The sequence below is a fragment of the Duganella sp. Root336D2 genome, from assembly GCF_001425005.1.
In the GTDB taxonomy this organism is placed as follows: domain Bacteria; phylum Pseudomonadota; class Gammaproteobacteria; order Burkholderiales; family Burkholderiaceae_D; genus Rugamonas.
Genome location: NZ_LMDB01000008.1, coordinates 19,206 through 36,978, shown reverse-complemented (window position 1 = coordinate 36,978; position 17,773 = coordinate 19,206). Strand labels below are relative to the sequence as shown.

The following is a 17,773-nucleotide window of genomic DNA, read 5'->3' as shown; positions in this document are numbered from 1 at the left end:
GTTGGCAGTGTATCCTGTCATGTTTCCCAAAAGCCACCGCCATTTGCATGAAGAAAATCGCCCTCCCCCTCCTGCTCATCGTCCAGGCGCTGAACGGCGCTTACGCACAAGAGCAAGCCGCATCCGACAAAGCCACGCCCAAGGTTGAGATCAAAGGCAGCGCGGCGATGGATATCCGCCGCAACGACACCGCCACCAAGATCGTCGTGACGCAGGAAGAGATCCTGAAAAATGGCGACACCAGCATCGGCGAAGTGCTCAAGCGCCTGCCGGGCATTACGCTGGACGGCGTGCAGGGCCGCGGCGGCAACATCCGCATGCGCGGCCTGGGCAGCGGCTACACCTCCATCATGCTGAATGGCGAACCGGCGCCGCCAGGCTTCTCGCTCGACTCGCTGACACCGGACATGATCGAACGTATTGAAGTCATGCGCGCCGCCACGGCGGAATTCAGCACCCAGGCGATTGCCGGCGGCATCAACATCGTGCTGAAGAAAGCCATCTCCACGGCGCAGACCGAAATCAAGGCCGGACTGCAAGCGGACAACGGCCAACCCGGCGCCAGCGTCAACCTGCAGATGTCGGACCGCAAAGGCCCTTGGTCGTACTCCATCGGCGGCGGCTTCCTGCACGGCGATTTTGATCGCCCAAGCCACACCATCACCGAAGCCACCGGCAGCGCGCCCCTGCTGCGCCGTGCCGAAGCCACCAGCAAAGGCTCATTCCGCAACCTCAACCTCGCGCCGCGAGTGAACTACGCGATCAAGCCGGGCGACGTGATCACCTCGCAGAGCTTCATTGCGGTCAACCGCTTCCGCGCCCAAAACTCCGAGCGCACCACCACCGCGTACGGCGACGAGCCAATGTTCAGCGCCCTGGACCAGGCCATCAAGGCCGACATGGAATTGTTCCGCACGGACCTGAGCTGGGCGCGTCCGCTGGCCGACGGCGCCAAGCTGGATATGAAAGCAGGCCTCAATTACAACCACCGCAACGTGCAGGCACCGAACCTGCAAAGCGGCGCACTGCTCGAACGCACCCGCACCGTCACATCGGAATCGACCGACAAAGGCTTCAGCAGCACCGGCAAATATTCCAGCCCGCTGGTCCCCGGCCATGCGCTGGCGACCGGCTGGGACATCGGCTACAGCAAGCGCGATGAAGACCGCATCCAGCGCGAACAATACCTGCGTGCACCGCCCGGCATCGCCCCACAGAACCTCGACGAAGTTTATTCCGCCGACGTCACGCGCCTCGCCGCCTACGCGCAGGATGAATGGAATGTGACCGACCGCTGGTCCGTCTATTTCGGCCTGCGCTGGGAAGGCGTCAACATCAAGAGCACCGGCACTGACTACGGCAGCATCGACAACAACTCCAGCGTATTGAGCCCGCTGTTCCAGACCCTGTACAAGCTGGGCGAAAAGAAGAAGGACCAGGTGCGTTTCGGCCTGACCCGCACCTACAAGGCGCCCGGCGTGGGCGACCTGATCCCGCGCCGCTTCACCTCCAACAACAACAGCTCGACTTCGCCAGACTCCATGGGCAACCCGAACCTGAAGCCGGAACTGGCCTGGGGCCTGGACCTCGCGTTCGAGCACTATCTGGGCGAAGGCGGCGGCCTGCTGTCGGCCAGCACCTATGCCCGCCGCATCGAAGACATCACACGCCGCCGCGTGGACCTGATCGATGGCGTGTGGGTCTCGCGTCCTGTCAACGCCGGCACCGCCGACACCTACGGCATCGAACTGGAAGCCAAGCTGCCATTGCGCGCGATCATGAAGGACGCGCCAGGCGTGGAAATGCGCGCCAACCTGACGCGCAGCTGGTCGAAGCTGGACACCGTACCGGGCCCCAACAACCGCCTGGACCAGCAGGTTCCAATCAGCGGCACCGTGGGTGCGGACTGGAAGCTGGACAAGCTTCCGCTGACACTGGGCGGCTCCTACAGCTACCAGGGTGGCGGCGAGGTGCGCATCTCCGACAGGCAGTACGCCTACTCGGTGCCGAAGCGGGCACTGGACGTATATGGCTTGTGGAAGTTCACTCCCAAGACGCAACTGCGCCTGTCGGCATCGAACATGCTGCACCAGGACAACCTGTCGCAGTCGTCCTTCGTCGAGGCCACCGGACGGCGGAGCGACACCACCATCACCCCAACCAGCGTCTTGTTCCGCGCGATGCTGGAGATGAAGCTATAAAGAGGACGGCGACCGATTGCAAAGTCGGTGCCAACAAAGTCGGTGCCAGGTCTGTCATTCGGACAGATAGCGCTCACGCTTGATAAAACTCAAGACGCAAAACCAGCCGGTTTTCCGTCTTGAGTTTTATCAAAAGACCGGTTCGCGTGTCCGAATGACAGACCTGGCACAGACTTATGTCCGAATGACAGACCTGGCACAGACTTATGGCACAGACTTATGGCCGCGCTACGCATCGCGCATTACCGCGAACGATAGGGCCGTAGCGTCTTATTCGCCTGGTGGGTTGAGTCAACGCACGTTACAACGACTTTTCCCCTACCCGATCTCGTTTGAGCCAGCTCGCTGCGCTGAAAGCACAAGGTAGTGTCTGAACGAATTCGTTTACTCAGTGATAGAGAAGAACGCGCATAGTCGCATCTCATCCACATTTCCCTTTGTTCGATCGGCTCACCAAACGCCCAGTATTGAATTCCATCCTTCGTCAAAGGCCTCAACTCAGCCAGGCATTAAAACCCCAACGAATAAAGCACCGCACAGGATGGGCCCGGCCAGCGGTCGGGAAATTATCTTATGGTAACATTGTTTAATTATTTAACAAATACATGTACCAAGCCACCTTATGTTTAGTGTTTTTCGCAGTGCCGTATTCCCCTGGATCCTGATCACATTCGCCGTATTATTCATGTTCACAGGCCACAAACATGGCGTGGAATTTTCGAAGCTGCGCGACCACGGCGTAGCCGCAGCGGCTGAGATCACCGAACTCGAATGGAAAAAGCGGAAGAATGGCGGCTCCGAGAAGGAGCACGTAGCCCACATCCAGTTCACGATGGAGAATGGACAGCAAGTCCGTGACACGGTATCCATCCCCGAAAGCCTGGCCCGGCAACTGCGCGCGCGGGAAATTCCTTGGTCAATCGATATTCGTTATTTGCCGGAATCGCCTTCGACTTTGGTTAAAGCCGGTGACAACGACACTTCGGATGGGGAAAAGGGCTTCGCACGGATCTTGCTGCTGGCCGGGATTGCGGTGCTGGTCCTGCGCCATTTTTTTGCCAAGTAGGCGCTAAAAAAAACGGCGGCCAACGGCCGCCGCAAGCAGGATACAACCTCACAAAATCATGCGGCCAGCGCCAGCGCTGGCGATGCCAGGGCAATCCCTCCGCCCAGGCTATAAGCATTGCGATAGCCGAGGCGGCGCAGGCATTGCGCGGCTTTGGCGCTACGGTTACCGCTGCGACAGAAGAAAACCAGCGGCGGCTGTTCTGCTGCATCCAGCCAGTGCGGCACGAATGCAGCCAGCCGGCTCAGTGGGACGCTTTGCGCGGCGCGGCCGCCTGGGATGCAGGCGGCTTGTTCATAGACTTCCCGCACATCCACCAGCACCGCTTGCGGATACGCTTCCAGCAGGCGCGCCAGCGCGATGCTGTCCAGGTTCAGGTCTGCGTTTGCCATGCTGCCCTGCTCCTCCGCGCGCAAGCTGGTGCAGCAGGCGTTCAGTTCTTCGCGACCGGCGCATAGCAGCGCGTCGTCCGGAATCCTGCCGGCCAGCGCAGCCAACGGTGCCATGCCGGTAAAGGCGTAATCGACTTTATCGCCGCTGCACAGCAGGAAGGCCTGCTGGTTCGCGTCCAGCGTCATGCGGCGCAGCGTGTGCGCGCCAAACGCCATGCTGTCATGCGCGGTTGCGGTGTCGCGCGTGCTCACGCGGGCCGCCACCTGGTAGCCGTGGCTGCGCAACAGGCTGTCGATGCGTTCGACCAGTTCGGCTTGATGGTCGACCACGATGCATTGGCGCGATGCTGCGTCCAGCAGGAGCCAGGTGTGGTTGCCGGCCAGGCTCAGTTGCAGCACCCCTTCCGGCAGGTTGCCGGCGGCGCGCAAGGCTTGGCCGCATCGCTCGATGCGCGCGCAGGCTTCGTTGATGATTTCTTCGCTGGCCAGCGGCCCGAAAGACATACGTACTGCGCTGCTGCTGCGCCATACCGGCAAGCCCATGGCATCAAGCACATAGCTTGGCGCTGCCTTGGCGGCGGAACAGGCGCTGCCCGCGCTGACGCGCACATTCGCCGCATCAAACACGTCCAGCAACTCTTTACTCGATAGGCCGGGCACCGAGAAATTAAGGGTGGTTGGCAACGCCTTCTCGAACGGCGCATTGAACACGATGCCGGGGAATGCAGCGCGCAGGCTGGCGGCCAGCTTTTCGCGGAAACCGTACAGCTCCGCCGGCGAGCGGAAGGTGCCGCCGTCTTCCAGCGCAGCCAGCACGGCGCCCAGCGCTGCAATCCCAGCCATGTTTTCAGTGCCGGAGCGCAGGCCCGCTTCCTGGCCGCCGCCCATCACCAGCGGGGTGTATGGGGCGCCTTCGCGCAGGTACAGCATGCCGATGCCTTTTGGCGCGTACAGCTTATGGCCGGAGAACGGTGCGTAATCGATGCGGGAGTTGCCGAGGTCCAGCGGCAGCTTGCCCAGGCCCTGTACGCAATCGACCATCCACAGCGCCTTGCTGCCTACCAGCGTCGCGCCGATGCCCACCAGGTCGGACACCACGCCGGTTTCATTATTGGCCGCCATGGTGCAGACAAAGGCCGCTTGCGGCGCCAATGCGCGCAGCGCGGCCAGGTCATGGCGGCCATCGCCATCGACCGGCAGTTTCTTCAGTTCCAGGCCGAGGCCCAGCAAGCGGTTCCAGTGCGCCAGCGCTTCCGGAACGGCCTTGTGTTCGGTGGCGCCGTAGACCAGCAGGCTGCCGATAGCTTCACCGTTTTCGCGACGTTCGCGCAGCGCGCACAGTGCCGACAGCACGGCGGTCTGGATGCCTTCCGTGGCGCCGCTATTAAACATGATGCGGCCGCTGCCCACGCCCAGCAAGCGCTTGGCGCGCTGGCGCACGGCGTCCATCATGGCCTTGGCCTTCAGGCCGGTGGCGTGGGTGCTGCTGGGATTGCCGAAACAATCGCGCATGGCTTGCACCGCTGCGTCGATGGCGGCCGGCAGCACGCAAGTGGTGGCATTCCCGTCGAGGTAGATTTCTTTGCTCATACTCAATAGTTTACGAACTGGCGGTGAATCAGGCATTCCAAAATTACCTCAAACAGGCCTTAATGTAGAATAAGCATTCCAAATATCGATATAAACAAAAATGAATGATCTCGACCGCTACGATTACGCGATCCTGGGCGCGCTGCAGGTTGACGGCACGCTGTCCGTGGCTGAGCTGGCGGAAAAGGTTGGCCTTTCGACCACGCCCTGCTGGAAGCGTTTGAAGCGGCTGGAAGAGGATGGATATTTCGACCGCCGCGTGGCGATCGTCAACCGCCGCAAGGCGGGCTTGCCGGTGACGGTATTCGTCAGCGTGCGCACCAGCCAGCACGATGAAAAGTGGCTCGCCAGGTTCGCTGCCGCCGTGGTGGCGCTGCCGGAAGTGCAGGAATTCCACCGCATGAGCGGCGATATCGACTACCTGCTGAAGGTGGTGACCACCGATATCGAAGGGTATGACCGTTTTTACAAGAAGCTGATCAAGGCCGCGCAGTTGACCGGCGTTTCGTCAGCCTTCTCGATGGAGCAGATCAAGTACACCACCAGCCTGCCGCTTGACCTGGTGTCGCACGGGGCCGGTAGCTGAGAGTAGCTGCCAACCGTGGGATAATGGCCGGATGCTGAAATCCGTGCTTCTCTCACTGCTTCCCGCCCGCAGCAATACCAGCCAGCGCCAGCGTTTGCGCGCCAGCTTCGGTGCCTTGCTTGGCCTTTTGATAACCAGCTTCGTCGCCCACTTCCTGCTGGGCGAGAACGTCATGTGGATGGTAGCGCCAATAGGCGCTTCTTCCGTGCTGTTGTTCTGCCTGCCAGCCAGCCCGATGGCCCAGCCTTGGGCGGTCATCGGCGGCAATGTGGTGTCCGGCTTGATGGGCGTGGTTTGCGTGCAGTTCTTCGGCCCGGGACCGATGGCCGCCGCCCTGGCAACGCCGCTGGCGATCGCCGCCATGTTCGCGCTGCGCTGCCTGCACCCGCCCGGCGGCGCCACGGCACTGATGATGGTGATCGGCGGCCCGGCCGTGCATGCCATGGGCTACCGCCTGCCTTTGGGTCCGGTGTTGCTGGACTGCGTGCTGATCGTGCTCGCGGCCATCGCCTATAACAACCTGACCGGGCGCCGCTATCCGCACAGCCAGCAACTGGCGCACCCCAACCCGCATGCGACCAAGGATGAAGTGCCGACGGTGCGCTTCGGTTTCCAGCCGGAAGACCTGGACGCGGTGCTGCGCCAGTACAACCAGGAACTGGACATCAGCCGCGACGACCTGGAAGAGCTGTTCCTGAAAACCGAGATGCGCGCCTACCAGCGCCGCTTCGGCATCATCACCTGCGGCGACATCATGTCGAAGGACGTGGTGACAGCGGAATTCGCAACGCCGCTGGCCGATGCCTGGCGCGAAATGCGCCAGCACCGCATTGCGGCGGTGCCGGTATTGAACCGCGTGCGGCGCGTGATCGGCATCGTCACCACCAGCGATTTCATGAAGCATGGCGGACTGGATGATTACCACGGCATGCGCCGCCAGCTGCTGGACTTCCTGCGCCCGTCCGGCACCACGCATTCGGAAAAGCCGGAAGTGGTCGGCCAGATCATGGTGAGGCACCCGCGCACGGCCAGCATCGATACGCCGATCACTGAACTGGTGCCGCTGATGGCCGACTCAGGCTTCCACCACATTCCGGTGCTCGATCACGAAGAACGTTTTGCCGGCATCGTGACCCAATCGGACGTGGTGGCTGCGCTGTATGCTAAAAACGCTTTGTCAGCGTCAGGGTCCCCGACTCCGTCTTCATATCAAGCCGCTTGAGGACCGAATTCCCGAGCAGGATCACGTTCAGGCCGGCTTCGTTGATGGAGCCATCCACGTTGGCGAATTCAAAATCGCCAACCTTTACCTTGTCCAGCTTCACAATCCACACCGGCGCCGTGCCGGCCGCAGTCTGGGTGGTGGCGCGGCGGCCCTTGTTGCGGTAGTCGATGCCCATCTTGTCGGCCAGGACGGCAGGAATCGACACCAGCGTAGCGCCGGTATCGAGCATCATTTTCACCGGCACGCCATTGATCTCGCCAGCCACCGAGTAGTGGCCGTTCGTATCGGGCGACAGCACCATCGAATTGCCGCCACCATTTGCCTTGGATGCCGCGTACTCGCCCAGGCGGATGGTATAACGCTTGCCGCCTTCTTCAATAGTTGCCTCGCCCGACGTTACGCCAACCAGTCTGCTACCATCAGGTAGCGTGGCGCCAACCGGGAAAGTCCGTGGTGCGCCGCCGTTGACCGCTAACAGGGCCTTGTCTTTCAGGGTGCCCACCAGGCCCACATCGGCCCGGGACGACAAGGCGGTTAACATCAGGGCAGCAACTAAGGCGATACGCATTACGGGAAACTCCGGTCAAAATTGCATTTTGACACACTTTCGACCGTTAAATTGTTGACTGTTGGGCGCAACATTTCGATAGAATCTGGCATATGCAAACGTTGAAAAGGGTGCTTGCACTCGCCCTAGAAGAAGCGCAAACCGGCTTTGCGACATTGTGCAAACGGATGACCGACCAGGCTGACGTTGTATTGGGCGAAGCCCTGCGTACAGCGCCGCCGGCGGAACAGCGCCTCGCCGGGCCAAGCCGCGTCTTCCTGCGCGAGCAGGGGGCAGCCATGCGCGCGCGCATGGAACGCTCTTACGCAGGCCTGCTGTCGCGCGCCATGAAGACCATGCACACCGACTTGCGCACCGGCCTGCATAACTTCAGCGCCGATACCCTGACCCTGATCGATGACGAAGTAGTAACGCGCCAGATCGAAGTCGAGCGCCTGCTGCTGAAACTGCGCGACGCCGACGAGCTCAGTCTCGGCCACCTCAACCTGATCATCGCCCAGATGCACGGCGACAGCGAAGTGCGCGAGCGTGAAAACCCGTTCCGCCCTTACCTGCTGGCGCGCTCCCTGTACGACGCGCTGCACGCCATGGTGCCGGACGAAGCGCAAAGCAAACTGCTGTTCGACACCCTGTCGCAAGCCATGACGGCGGAGCTGGGCGACTTCTACACCCGACTGCGCGAAGTGTTCGAATCGCGCGGCATTCGCTCGCGCCTGGTAGCGCGCCCGTCGGCGCTGAACCGCCTGGAACAGGATCGCCTGGCCTGGCAGCGCGCGGCAACCGGGCAGGCCGACGCCGACGCTGGCATGCGCCAGCGCGTGGCGCGACTGGGCGCGGTGCAAAAGGAAATCCAGCAGGATTCGCCGCCGAGCATCCTGCAGGGCCAGCAAAACATGGCGTCCAAGCCGGAACTGCAGGAGCTGGTCTTCAGCATGTTCAATCCGTCCGGCCTCCGGCGCAGCGCCCCGCAGCCGCAAAACACTTTGCGCGTGCAGCTCGATAACGCCTTGCGCCAACTCCAGCGCGAACATGCCGGCAGCGGGCTGCAGCCGCCGCTGGCCCTGCTCGACCGGATGGCCAACCTGCCGCACGGTTCGGAACGCATCGTGGTGGAACTGATCGGCCTGCTGTTCGAGTTCATCCTGAACGATGAACAGCTGCCCAAACCAATACGCGAGCAACTGTGCCGCCTGCATGCGCCCTTCCTGCGCGCCGCCCTGAAGGACTTGGCGGTGCTGCAAGGATCCCACCTGCCTGCGCGCCACCTGCTGGACCGCATTGGCAGCGCGGCCGTCGGCATCGGCGCCGATTCGCCGCTGATGCCGCCGTTGCTGGGCGAAGTGGAGCGGCTGGTCAACCAGGTACTGCAGCAGTATGAGCACGACCCGTCCGCGTTCGCCGAAGCGAGCCTGGAGCTTGACGGGTTCGTGGCATCCCTGCTGCGCGAAAGCGATCCGGTCGTGCACCGCGCGATGCCGGCTTTCGAACGCGCGGTGAAAGTGGCGCCGTTCGTGGCAGCCCTGGCCGACGCCCTGCGTGGCCAGCTCGAATCGGTCAATGTCGACCGCCGCATGATGGAATTCATCACCGGCACCTGGGCGCAAGTGATGGTGCATACCTACGGCCGCGAGCCGGACTACGGCAAGCTGCTGCCGGAACTGGTGTGGAGCGCCCAGGAAAAGATCCTGCCGGAAGAGCGTGCAGTGCTGATGAAAATGCTGCCGGCGTTGGGGCGCGAGCTGCGGGCCGGCCTGGCAACGATCGGCATGAACGAAAAAGAGGCGCAGACGGCGCTGGACCAGCTGGTATCGCTGCACATGGACGTGCTGTCCAATAATATGCCGATGCCCACCGCGCCACGCATGAATGTAGCGGGACTGCGCGAGCGTTTCGCTGCCATCGATCCCGGCCAGCCGGCACTGGTGGCCGCCACCCATGCCGATGCCTTGCCGGCACAGGCCCAGTTCAGCGCCGAGTTTGCACTGCACGGCGTGTTGGCCACGGTGCAGCCCGACCCGGCATTGGCTCCGGTGTCCAGCTACGAAGAGGGATGGCTGCAATGGGCGCAGGCCGGCAACGGCTTTGAACTGCTGTCCGAAGGCAGCTACGTGCCGCTGCGCCTGGGGGCAGTCGCAGCGCGCAATGCCGGCTTCCTGTTCACGGCTGCAGACCATTCCACGCCAGTGGTGTACTCGCGTGCCGCGCTGCTGGCGGCGATGCGCGATGGCAGCCTGCGGCCGGTGGAGTATTCGCCGCTGTTCGAGCGCGCAGTGGAATCGCTGATGACCGGTGCGGAGTCGCTGGACGCTGCGTAAGGATCAGGACTCGGCCTGCCACAACTCCCAGCAGCCGCCCTGCAGGCGGAAGCGGTAGGTAAGCGGGCCGGCGTCCACCTCCGCCTTTCCTGCCTCGCGGCGCACGGCCATGCCGTGCTTCTTCACGATATCGCCCAGCAGCTCCTGGCTGCGGTACTCGGTGCGCGGCACCATGGTCGTGGCCGGGCCTTCGGCGCCATTGAGTACCTTCTCCAGCGGATCGGTAGTACGCGCATTGGCAAACATGCGGTCGGACTGGTAGCGCGGCAGGAAGGCGTCGAACGATTCGGGCGCTTTCGGACCGCAGCCCTTGCGCATGGTTTGCACGCCCTTGGTCAGCGACGGCAGCAGCCGCGTCGAATACCACATGCCGCCGACCAGGGCGCCCGCCAACAACATATAAAACATTCCGCGCTTGCTCAGCATATGTTCACAGTGATGAATCTTCGAATTGCCACAGGTACCAGCAGCCTTCCTGCTGGCGGAAGCGGTAGAAATAGGTCAACGAATCGGAATCCGGCCGCAACAGGTTCAGCTCCATGCCGCCCGCATTGGCCTGCTGCCTGATCGACAGGTGATCGGCCTTGATCATGTCTCCCAGCAGGGTTGACGCCGCAAACTGTTCGCGCGTTACCAGCGATTTCCTTTCGTCCGCTCTGTCCAGCGATTCGAGGGGAAACACTGTGCGCTCGCCCGCGAACTGGCGGTCGCTCATGTAGCGCGGCAGGAAGTCCTCGAATTTTTCCGCACTGCAGCCGCGCGGCACGGTTTGCGTTGCGCATCCGGCCATCGCCGCCGCTGCGATCATCATCGCCAGGTATTTTGTCATAGCGGCCCGAAGTCTTTGCCTTCCGAGAGTTTGTAGACCTTGATCTTGTCGCCGGTGCGCACCATGCGGCGATCGAGCAGCGGGAAGTCCGCCACTTCGCTTGCCAGGTTTTCGCCGCCCATCAGGTAGACCAGGTCCTCGCTGCCGCGGTTGATCATCTGGTGCGCCCTGGATGGCGTGGGAAAGCCGACGAAGTCGCCCGGCTCCAGTTGGTAATCCTCGCCGTCGATATGTGCGACGCCGCGCCCCGAAAGGATATACACCCACTCTTCTTCGTTATGGTGCAGATGGTAGGCGAACGACTCCTTGCCCGGTTTGAGGCGGCCGATGCTGACGCCCGTGCGCTTCAAGCCCGCCATGCGCGACAGCTGCGAACCGCTGATTTCCGAGTTCGGATTCCAGGGATGCGAAAAGCTGCCTTCCGCTTCCTGCGCGGCGGCCTTCCGAACGATGTGCGGATACGACATGCTGCTTCCTCCCTCTTGTTGAGCGATCTTGCAACATTGTAGCAGCGGCCTCGCTGGGCTATGCTTGTCGCTCCTTCATTTACCCGGATCAAGACAAATGAAACATCGTATTACCCTCGGCGCGCTGGCGGCGGCCGTTTTGCTGGCTTATGCCCCTGTCCACGCCAATGCTGCCGCAGCCAAGCCGGCGGCGGTAGAGAAAGCTCCGGCCAGGAGCAATGAGGCGGCCAAGAAGCAGTTCTGGGCGCTGGCCGACGAGTATTACGATGCCATCGCCAAGTTCGATCCGGTAGGCGCGACGCAGAACGGCGACAACCGCTTCGACGACCAGATCGGCACCGCCATCTGGCCAGCCTCGCGCGCCAGGCAGTTCGACCTGTACCGCAACTTCACCAAGCGCCTGCAGGCGATCCCGCGCGCCCAGCTCGATCGCGGCGACCGTATCAGCTACGACGTGATGGCCTTCGAGCTGAAGACCTACCTGGCCTACGAGCCGTTCCCGGAGCACCTGCTGCCGATCGAGCATATGAGCAGCATGCCGGTCACCCTGGCCAACTTCTCCGGCGGCGACGCTTCGCAGCCACTGACCACGGTCAAGGAATACGAGGCATACCTGAGCCGCCTGAACCAGCTGCCAGGCTGGATCGACCAGGCCATCGCCAATATGAAGGAAGGCATGGCCAAGGGCATCACCCAGCCGAAAGCCATCATGCTTGCCGCGCTGCCGCAGTTCCAGAAGCTGGTCAGCGAAACGCCTGAAAAGAACATCTACTTCACGCCGGTGACCAGGTTCCCTGCCGGCTTCAGCGATGCCGACAAGCAGCGCCTGGCCGCCGCCTACCGCGCCACTGTGGCCGACAAGCTCAATCCTGCCCTGGGCAAGCTGTCCGCCTTCGTCGAGAAGGAATACATCCCGGCCTGCCGCACCAGCACCGGCTGGAGCGCCTTGCCGAATGGCGCAGCGTGGTACAAGGTGCGTATCGCCGATTCCACCACCACCAGCAAGTCGGCGGAAGAAATCCACCAGACCGGCCTGCGCGAAGTGGCACGCATTCAGGCCGAATACGCCAAGCTGGGCCCGAAGCTGGGCTACACCGGCGCGGCCGCCGGCCTGCCGACCTGGATCTCGCAGCAGCCGAAATTCTTCCCGTTCAAGACGGAAGACGAAGTGCAGGCCGTGTACCACAAGCTCAACGACCTGCTGGACACCAAGCTGCCCTCCATGTTCACCCTGATCCCGAAGGCCAAGCTCGACCTGCGCCTGGAACCTGAGCTGAGCCGCGACACCGCCTCCGACCACTACACCGCGCCGGCGCTGGATGGCTCGCGTCCGGGCGTGTTCTGGTCGGTGGTGACCGACCCGGCCAAATACGGCAGTACCGGCATGAACACCCTGTTCCTGCACGAAGGCAAACCGGGCCACCACTTCCACATCGCCCTGATGCAGGAACTGGACATGCCGAAGTTCCGCAAGTTCGGCGGCAATACCGCCTTCACTGAAGGCTGGGCGCTGTATGCCGAAACCCTGGGCAAGGAAATGGGCCTGTACGAAGATCCGGCGCAGTACTTCGGCCACCTGAACGACGAAATGCTGCGCGCGGTGCGCCTGGTGGTCGACACCGGCATGCACGCCAAGGGCTGGAGCCGCGAGCAGTCGATCAGGTACATGACCGAAACCCTGGGCGATGAAAGCGTGGCGCGCAACCAGACCGAACGCTACATGGTGTGGCCGGCGCAGGCCCTGGCCTACAAGACCGGCGCCCTGAAGATCCAGGAGCTGCGCGCCAAGGCCGAGAAAGCCCTGGGCAGCAGGTTCACGCTGGCCAAGTTCCACGCCATTGTACTGGGCGACGGCACCGTGCCGCTCGCGCTGCTGGAATCCAAAGTCGACGCCTGGATCGCCGGCGCCAGGTAAGGCGGCATGACTTTCGGCAGGTGCGCGTGCGCCCTGCCTTCCCTACAGTGACGGCACGGCACACCAACCGTGCCATCACTGAAAGGGATTCAATGAAACGCCTCATCTCCATCATTGCCTTGTGCTGCGCTGGCAGTGCGAGTGCACAAGACTACTTCGCCGGTGTTGCCGTCATCGCCCCGGGCGACAGCCACCTCGATACCCAGGCCGGCCGCATCAAGGGCAGCAACGACCCGCTGCGCTTCAAGCTGTACGGCGGCATTAACCTCAGCGACAGCTTCGCGCTGGAAGCAGGCTATGCGCGCTTCGGCAAGGACCGCTTTGCCGCGACCGGCGTCAAGGCAGGCATTTCAACCGACATCCTGTACCTCGCCGCGCGCGGCACCTGGCACCTTGGCGATTCCTTTGAATTGTTCGGCCGTGCCGGCATAGCGGCGCAGCGTTACCGCATCGACGGCCTGGCCGGTACCGCCGACAGCAAGAGCGGCTTTGCGCCGCTGCTGGGCGTGGGCCTGGGTTACAAACTGAGCGATACACTGACGTTGACCGTGGAGGCCGAGCATTTCGGCCGCGTTGAAATCGGCAACAAGAACCGGCACTTCGGGCGCGGCGCTTATTCCGCCGGACTGAAATACAGCTTCTAAAAGCGGTACAGCAGCGCAGCGCTCACGGCGACGCTACTGCGCCGCTCGATGCCGGGCGCATGGGCGCTGCTGCCCGCCAGGCGGATGCCCGTGACTGAGCTCATCAGGGTATGGCGGCGCCCCAGCCGCCAAGACCAGCGCGCACCGAGGCGATGGTTCCATCCCTCGTCATTTCCGGCGGCTGCCTGCAGCACCAGGCTGTGGTCGGCATCGATCGAATAGGCCCAGTTGAGCGCCAGGTCGGCCTTCACCCTGCCATCCCGGGCGCCGACGCCAGCCTGCGCCGCCACTTCAACGTTATGCAGCACCCGCCACAGCACAAAACCGCCAGGTGTCAGCTGTGATCCGCCAGCGCCCTGCGCCGGGGTACTCAGGCCGATCACGGGCCCGTACTGGAAATGCACCTCTTCCGACAGCTTCCATCCGGCCGACAATCCTTCCACAAAGGCGCCGTTACTCCACTGCATGGAGAACCAGGGAATGACGAACGCCTTGCGCGCATTGCTGCCGCGCCGGGCCCACGCCTCGCCGTACACCAGGCCGGCGCTGCCTTCGCTGCTGCCCTCCGGCATCAGGGTAACGGGCGACTGGGCGGCCGCCTGGCAGGACACCGCCAGCAAGAGAAGGACGGCGGCGCGCATCAGATCAATCCCATTTCCAGGCCATGCAGCACCGCACGCACACGGTCGCGCACGCCCAGCTTGGCCAGGATGCTCGACACATGGTTCTTCACCGTGCCCTCGCTCAGGACAAGTGCGGCCGCGATTTCCGCATTGCTCATGCCTGCTGCCACCAGCGCCAGCACCTCGATTTCGCGCTCGCTGAGCGTGCCGCCGGCATCGTGCACGCCGCGTGCGCTCTCGAAGGCTGCGCGCGTGCGCTCGGTCAGCGCGGGCCGGAACAGCGTGCCACCCTGCGCTACGCTGCGGATACCGTCCGCCAGGCGCTCCAGCGATATGTCTTTCAGCAGGAAACCGCGCGCGCCCGCGCGCATGCCTTCGAACAGCACCTCTTCGTCATCGAAGGTGGTGAGCAGGATGGCTGGCGGCAGCGCCTGGCCGCCACGCAGCAGCTCAAGGCCGGAACAATGCGGCATGCGCACGTCCAGCAGCAGCACGTCGGCTTCGGTGCGCGCCAGCAGTGCGGCCGCTTGCGCGCCATCCGCCGCCTCCGCCACCACGCGGATGTCGGGTGTCATGTCGAGCAGTCCTCGAATGCCGCTGCGCACCAGCATCTGGTCATCCACCAGCACGACGCGGATCATGGCTGCACTCCTGTATTGGGCAAGGTAATGCGCAGGCCGAAACCGCGCTGCGGCAAGTCGGCAGCATGCAGGACACCGCCCAGCAAGGCCAGGCGCTCGCGCATGCCGCGCAAGCCGTTGCCTTCCTGCGCCGTGCCGCGGCCGGCGCCATCGTCTTCAATCGCCGCATGCAGCTGTCCGTCACGCTGGACGATCTCGATCACCAGGTTGGCTGCGTGCGCGTGGCGCACGGCATTGCTGAGGGCTTCCTGCACGCAGCAGAAGATGGCGTGCGCCACCGCCGGCGCCGGCGCCTGCATGGCCTCGGCCACACGCAGCGTAACGGCCGGCTGCGGGATGCCGGCGCACAGGCGCTGCAACGCCAGACGCAGATCGACGCCCACCGCCTGCCGTTCGGCGGCCACCACGGCCCGCACTTGCGCCAGCAGTTCGCGCGCAAGCTCATGCGCGGTCAGCAGCGAAGCGTCGGCCCGCTCGCCCGCCTTGCGCCGCGCCAGGTCCAGGTGCAGTTTCAGCGCCGTCAGGTGATGCCCGGTCGAATCGTGCAGGTCGCGCGCGATGCGCATGCGTTCCGATTCGCGGATGGTGTCGGCCAGCAGCACCTGCGTGGCCAACAGCTCGGCATGCTTGGCAGCCAGCGCCTGGCGGCTGCGCCGTTCGCTTGACGCCAGCCAGCCCAGCGCGAATGTGAGCAAGACCACCAGTTGCTCCAGCAATACGTACAGAACCATCGCGGTGGCCTTGCCGTCGCTGGCGGAAATACCCTCTTGCAGCGCCAGCGCCGCCAGCACGCCAACCGATACGGTATTCAGCCCCAGCATGGCTGCCAGTGCCGCCAGCGCGCGGCGCGGCGGCAGGTGGCTGGCCAGCATGGCGCCCTGCACCATCGATAACACCACCGAGTGCAGCGCACAGGCGCTGGCCAGTTGCAGCGCCAGCAAGCAGCGGCTGGCAGCAGGCGTCCGCCGCCGGCGCGGCTGCAGCTGCAGCGCGGTGGCGGCGATGAACGCAGCGCTTAGCAGCGCGGCCAGGGCGAGGAAGATGTGCCAGGCCAGCAAGGCATGGTCCGAGCCTGCCCGGACCAGCGACGGGGCCGCAGCGTACCGGCCGGCCAGGCGGCGCGCCAGCACGCCGGCAGCGCTGAACAGGTCGGCACTGTCCGGGCCCAGATACCACGGCACCAGGATTTCGATGGCAGCGCCGGCCAGGCTGGCAAGCAGGATGATGCCGGCGGCACTGCCGGGACGCAGCCGGTACGGGAGAATGGCGGGCATAGCTGACAAATAATTGATAGCGCCGCAATTCTACCCGCCGCGGCGACGCCGCCGGCAATGTGTTTCGCCGCGGGCATGACTTTCGGCAGGGGTGCCCGGCCCGGCTTGCATTAAAATTGCGTCCCATGAATGGTCGACCCTTGCTGATTGCCGCCGCCCTGCTGGCCGCGGCCCCCGCGCGCGCCGGCGACGACATGCCCGTGGTGCAGGTGGTGGCGGCGGCCGATGCCGAGTGGCACAGCTATCGCCAGGCCTACAAGGCGGCCAGCTTTTTCGCACCGTATGTCGCCAAGCGCCCTTTGATCCAGGCGCACCTGCAAATCCGTCCGCTGGCGCCGGAAGCGCCGATGGAAGGCTTGCACATCAAGCTGGAGGGGGAAACCACCAATCTCGATATCGCCGTCGACATGCTGGGCCGCGCTACCCTGCCGCTGCTGAAGCAGGCGTTCGACGAAGACGCGGTGCTGCGCCTGAACCGGCGCAAAGGCTACTACCAGTTCAGCGGCCGCTATTCGATCCGCACCCGCGACGACGGCGTCTATCCGCTGTCCATGCTGCGCGAAGCCTGCGAGCAGCTGATTTCCGCCCAGCGTGCCTCCGGCTACCGCCTGCGCCTGCTGGGCAAGGAATGCAAGGGCGTCAAGTTCATTTACGCCCCCGGCGATGCCAATGCGGCGGTGCAATTGCGCCAGGCGGACGCCAGCCGGCGCATTGCCGCCCAGCCCGGCCTTCCGTTTGAAAACCGCAGCATGGGCAGCTACCAGGTGGTTACCGTGCGCTTGGCCGACTGGCCCGCGCAGGCAGAAGCAGTGCCGTTGCCGGGCTTGCTGGGCATCGGCACCGTCTACGAGTAGCTATTTTTTTAGCGCGTAGCGCTTGATGCGTTTGAGCACCAGCTCGGGCAGCGGCGAGATCTGCTTCGCATGGTTGGCAAAGACGATCTGCTGCCGCCCCACCGAAACCGGGTGGCCGTCGGCATAAAAGCGGAACTCGAGCCAGAACGAGCATTTCCGTACATCGTAGGTATTCACCTCGCACGACACTTCCTGGAACGGGAAAGTCTCCTGCAGATAATCATTCTGGGCGTGTTTCGTAATAAATACTCCCTCCTCCTGCAGCATATCGCGCGAAATACATTCGTAAAACCACTTCTCCCGGCAAATACCCTGCCATTCAAAATACCGTGCGAAATAGGTATTGCCGTAGGCGTTGGAATCCTTGAGGAAAATCGAAATCTTGTGGTGGAATGTCATTTCAGCTGCGGCAGGGGCGTCGGGGGCTGGGACGTGCATGTACATAGGACTATTTCTCCATAAAAGTAAAACGGCTTAATGCCAGCCCTTACTTTTTCCGATTGGCGCGCCGAACTATTGATATTCCTCAATACTTGTCCAATTTCTTGACAATAAGCTGTTAACAATCCGTTTTTAAGCTGAG

Annotated in this window: 18 protein-coding genes; 8 read left to right on the top strand and 10 right to left on the bottom strand. The window is 63.3% G+C overall.

The annotated features are described in order from the left end of the window. Positions 1 to 47 precede the first annotated feature (47 nt). On the top strand, positions 48 to 2,201 hold the full coding sequence (locus ASD07_RS09090) for a TonB-dependent siderophore receptor (RefSeq protein WP_055928367.1): 2,154 nt from the start codon (positions 48 to 50) through the stop codon (positions 2,199 to 2,201). Between the two features lie 242 nt (positions 2,202 to 2,443). Here the strand turns inward: ASD07_RS09090 and ASD07_RS32290 are convergent, their stop codons facing one another. Then, entirely contained in the window at positions 2,444 to 2,698 is a 255-nt protein-coding gene (locus ASD07_RS32290) for an STY0301 family protein (RefSeq protein ID WP_373922077.1), read from the bottom strand. Between the two features lie 125 nt (positions 2,699 to 2,823). Between ASD07_RS32290 and ASD07_RS09085 the strand changes: the two genes are divergently transcribed. Then, positions 2,824 to 3,267, top strand: coding sequence for a DUF3592 domain-containing protein (locus ASD07_RS09085; protein WP_055928365.1), 444 nt, complete (start codon positions 2,824 to 2,826; stop codon positions 3,265 to 3,267). A 56-nt stretch (positions 3,268 to 3,323) separates the two neighbouring features. Here ASD07_RS09085 and ASD07_RS09080 read toward each other — a convergent pair whose 3' ends face one another. After that, positions 3,324 to 5,249 (bottom strand): aminotransferase class V-fold PLP-dependent enzyme, encoded by a 1,926-nt coding sequence (locus tag ASD07_RS09080; RefSeq protein ID WP_055928363.1) that lies wholly within the window; start codon positions 5,247 to 5,249, stop codon positions 3,324 to 3,326. A 100-nt stretch (positions 5,250 to 5,349) separates the two neighbouring features. Between ASD07_RS09080 and ASD07_RS09075 the strand changes: the two genes are divergently transcribed. Beyond that, positions 5,350 to 5,835 (top strand): Lrp/AsnC family transcriptional regulator, encoded by a 486-nt coding sequence (locus ASD07_RS09075; RefSeq protein WP_055928360.1) that lies wholly within the window; start codon positions 5,350 to 5,352, stop codon positions 5,833 to 5,835. A 31-nt stretch (positions 5,836 to 5,866) separates the two neighbouring features. Then, a complete protein-coding gene (locus ASD07_RS09070) occupies positions 5,867 to 7,057 on the top strand; it encodes an HPP family protein (protein WP_055928357.1) in 1,191 nt (396 codons plus the stop codon). Here the strand turns inward: ASD07_RS09070 and ASD07_RS09065 are convergent. Beyond that, complete coding sequence (locus ASD07_RS09065; RefSeq protein ID WP_055928354.1) at positions 6,999 to 7,628, bottom strand: TIGR02281 family clan AA aspartic protease; 630 nt, start codon at positions 7,626 to 7,628, stop codon at positions 6,999 to 7,001. The two genes, ASD07_RS09070 and ASD07_RS09065, sit on opposite strands and share 59 nt — an antisense overlap. Before the next feature lie 92 nt (positions 7,629 to 7,720). On the opposite strand from ASD07_RS09065, the gene ASD07_RS09060 reads away from it, so the two are divergent. Then, entirely contained in the window at positions 7,721 to 9,943 is a 2,223-nt protein-coding gene (locus ASD07_RS09060) for a DUF1631 family protein (protein ID WP_082507223.1), read from the top strand. Positions 9,944 to 9,946: 3 nt separating this feature from the next. Here the strand turns inward: ASD07_RS09060 and ASD07_RS09055 are convergent, their stop codons facing one another. Genes ASD07_RS09055 through ASD07_RS09045 form a run of 3 tightly spaced genes read right to left on the bottom strand, consistent with a single transcriptional unit; the run spans position 9,947 to position 11,239 of the window. After that, entirely contained in the window at positions 9,947 to 10,351 is a 405-nt protein-coding gene (locus tag ASD07_RS09055) for a hypothetical protein (protein WP_156397940.1), read from the bottom strand. 22 nt (positions 10,352 to 10,373) lie between these two features. After that, complete coding sequence (locus ASD07_RS09050; protein ID WP_055928346.1) at positions 10,374 to 10,772, bottom strand: DUF4348 domain-containing protein; 399 nt, start codon at positions 10,770 to 10,772, stop codon at positions 10,374 to 10,376. Then, complete coding sequence (locus ASD07_RS09045; protein WP_055928343.1) at positions 10,769 to 11,239, bottom strand: cupin domain-containing protein; 471 nt, start codon at positions 11,237 to 11,239, stop codon at positions 10,769 to 10,771. The genes ASD07_RS09050 and ASD07_RS09045 overlap by 4 nt, the downstream gene beginning before the upstream one ends. A 97-nt stretch (positions 11,240 to 11,336) precedes the next feature. Between ASD07_RS09045 and ASD07_RS09040 the strand changes: the two genes are divergently transcribed. Beyond that, the gene (locus ASD07_RS09040; protein ID WP_055928341.1) at positions 11,337 to 13,154 is read left to right on the top strand and encodes a DUF885 family protein; all 1,818 of its coding nucleotides are present in this window, start codon (positions 11,337 to 11,339) and stop codon (positions 13,152 to 13,154) included. Positions 13,155 to 13,246: 92 nt separating this feature from the next. Continuing rightward, positions 13,247 to 13,798, top strand: coding sequence for an outer membrane beta-barrel protein (locus tag ASD07_RS09035; RefSeq protein WP_055928339.1), 552 nt, complete (start codon positions 13,247 to 13,249; stop codon positions 13,796 to 13,798). Here ASD07_RS09035 and ASD07_RS09030 read toward each other — a convergent pair. From ASD07_RS09030 to ASD07_RS09020, 3 genes are read right to left on the bottom strand one after another with little or no spacing between them, the layout of a single operon-like run. Further along, positions 13,795 to 14,439, bottom strand: coding sequence for a hypothetical protein (locus ASD07_RS09030; RefSeq protein ID WP_055928335.1), 645 nt, complete (start codon positions 14,437 to 14,439; stop codon positions 13,795 to 13,797). The two genes, ASD07_RS09035 and ASD07_RS09030, sit on opposite strands and share 4 nt — an antisense overlap. Next, on the bottom strand, positions 14,439 to 15,062 hold the full coding sequence (locus ASD07_RS09025; RefSeq protein ID WP_055928332.1) for a response regulator transcription factor: 624 nt from the start codon (positions 15,060 to 15,062) through the stop codon (positions 14,439 to 14,441). The genes ASD07_RS09030 and ASD07_RS09025 overlap by 1 nt, the downstream gene beginning before the upstream one ends. Next, positions 15,059 to 16,336 carry a sensor histidine kinase gene (locus ASD07_RS09020; RefSeq protein WP_055928329.1) on the bottom strand — a complete coding sequence of 426 codons (1,278 nt, stop codon included), beginning with the start codon at positions 16,334 to 16,336 and terminating at the stop codon, positions 15,059 to 15,061. The genes ASD07_RS09025 and ASD07_RS09020 overlap by 4 nt, the downstream gene beginning before the upstream one ends. A gap of 125 nt (positions 16,337 to 16,461) precedes the next feature. Here ASD07_RS09020 and ASD07_RS09015 point away from each other — a divergent pair, with 125 nt between their 5' ends. Continuing rightward, positions 16,462 to 17,190 carry a hypothetical protein gene (locus tag ASD07_RS09015; RefSeq protein WP_055928326.1) on the top strand — a complete coding sequence of 243 codons (729 nt, stop codon included), beginning with the start codon at positions 16,462 to 16,464 and terminating at the stop codon, positions 17,188 to 17,190. Here ASD07_RS09015 and ASD07_RS09010 read toward each other — a convergent pair whose 3' ends face one another. After that, on the bottom strand, positions 17,191 to 17,634 hold the full coding sequence (locus tag ASD07_RS09010) for a thioesterase family protein (RefSeq protein WP_055928324.1): 444 nt from the start codon (positions 17,632 to 17,634) through the stop codon (positions 17,191 to 17,193). Positions 17,635 to 17,773 lie beyond the last annotated feature (139 nt).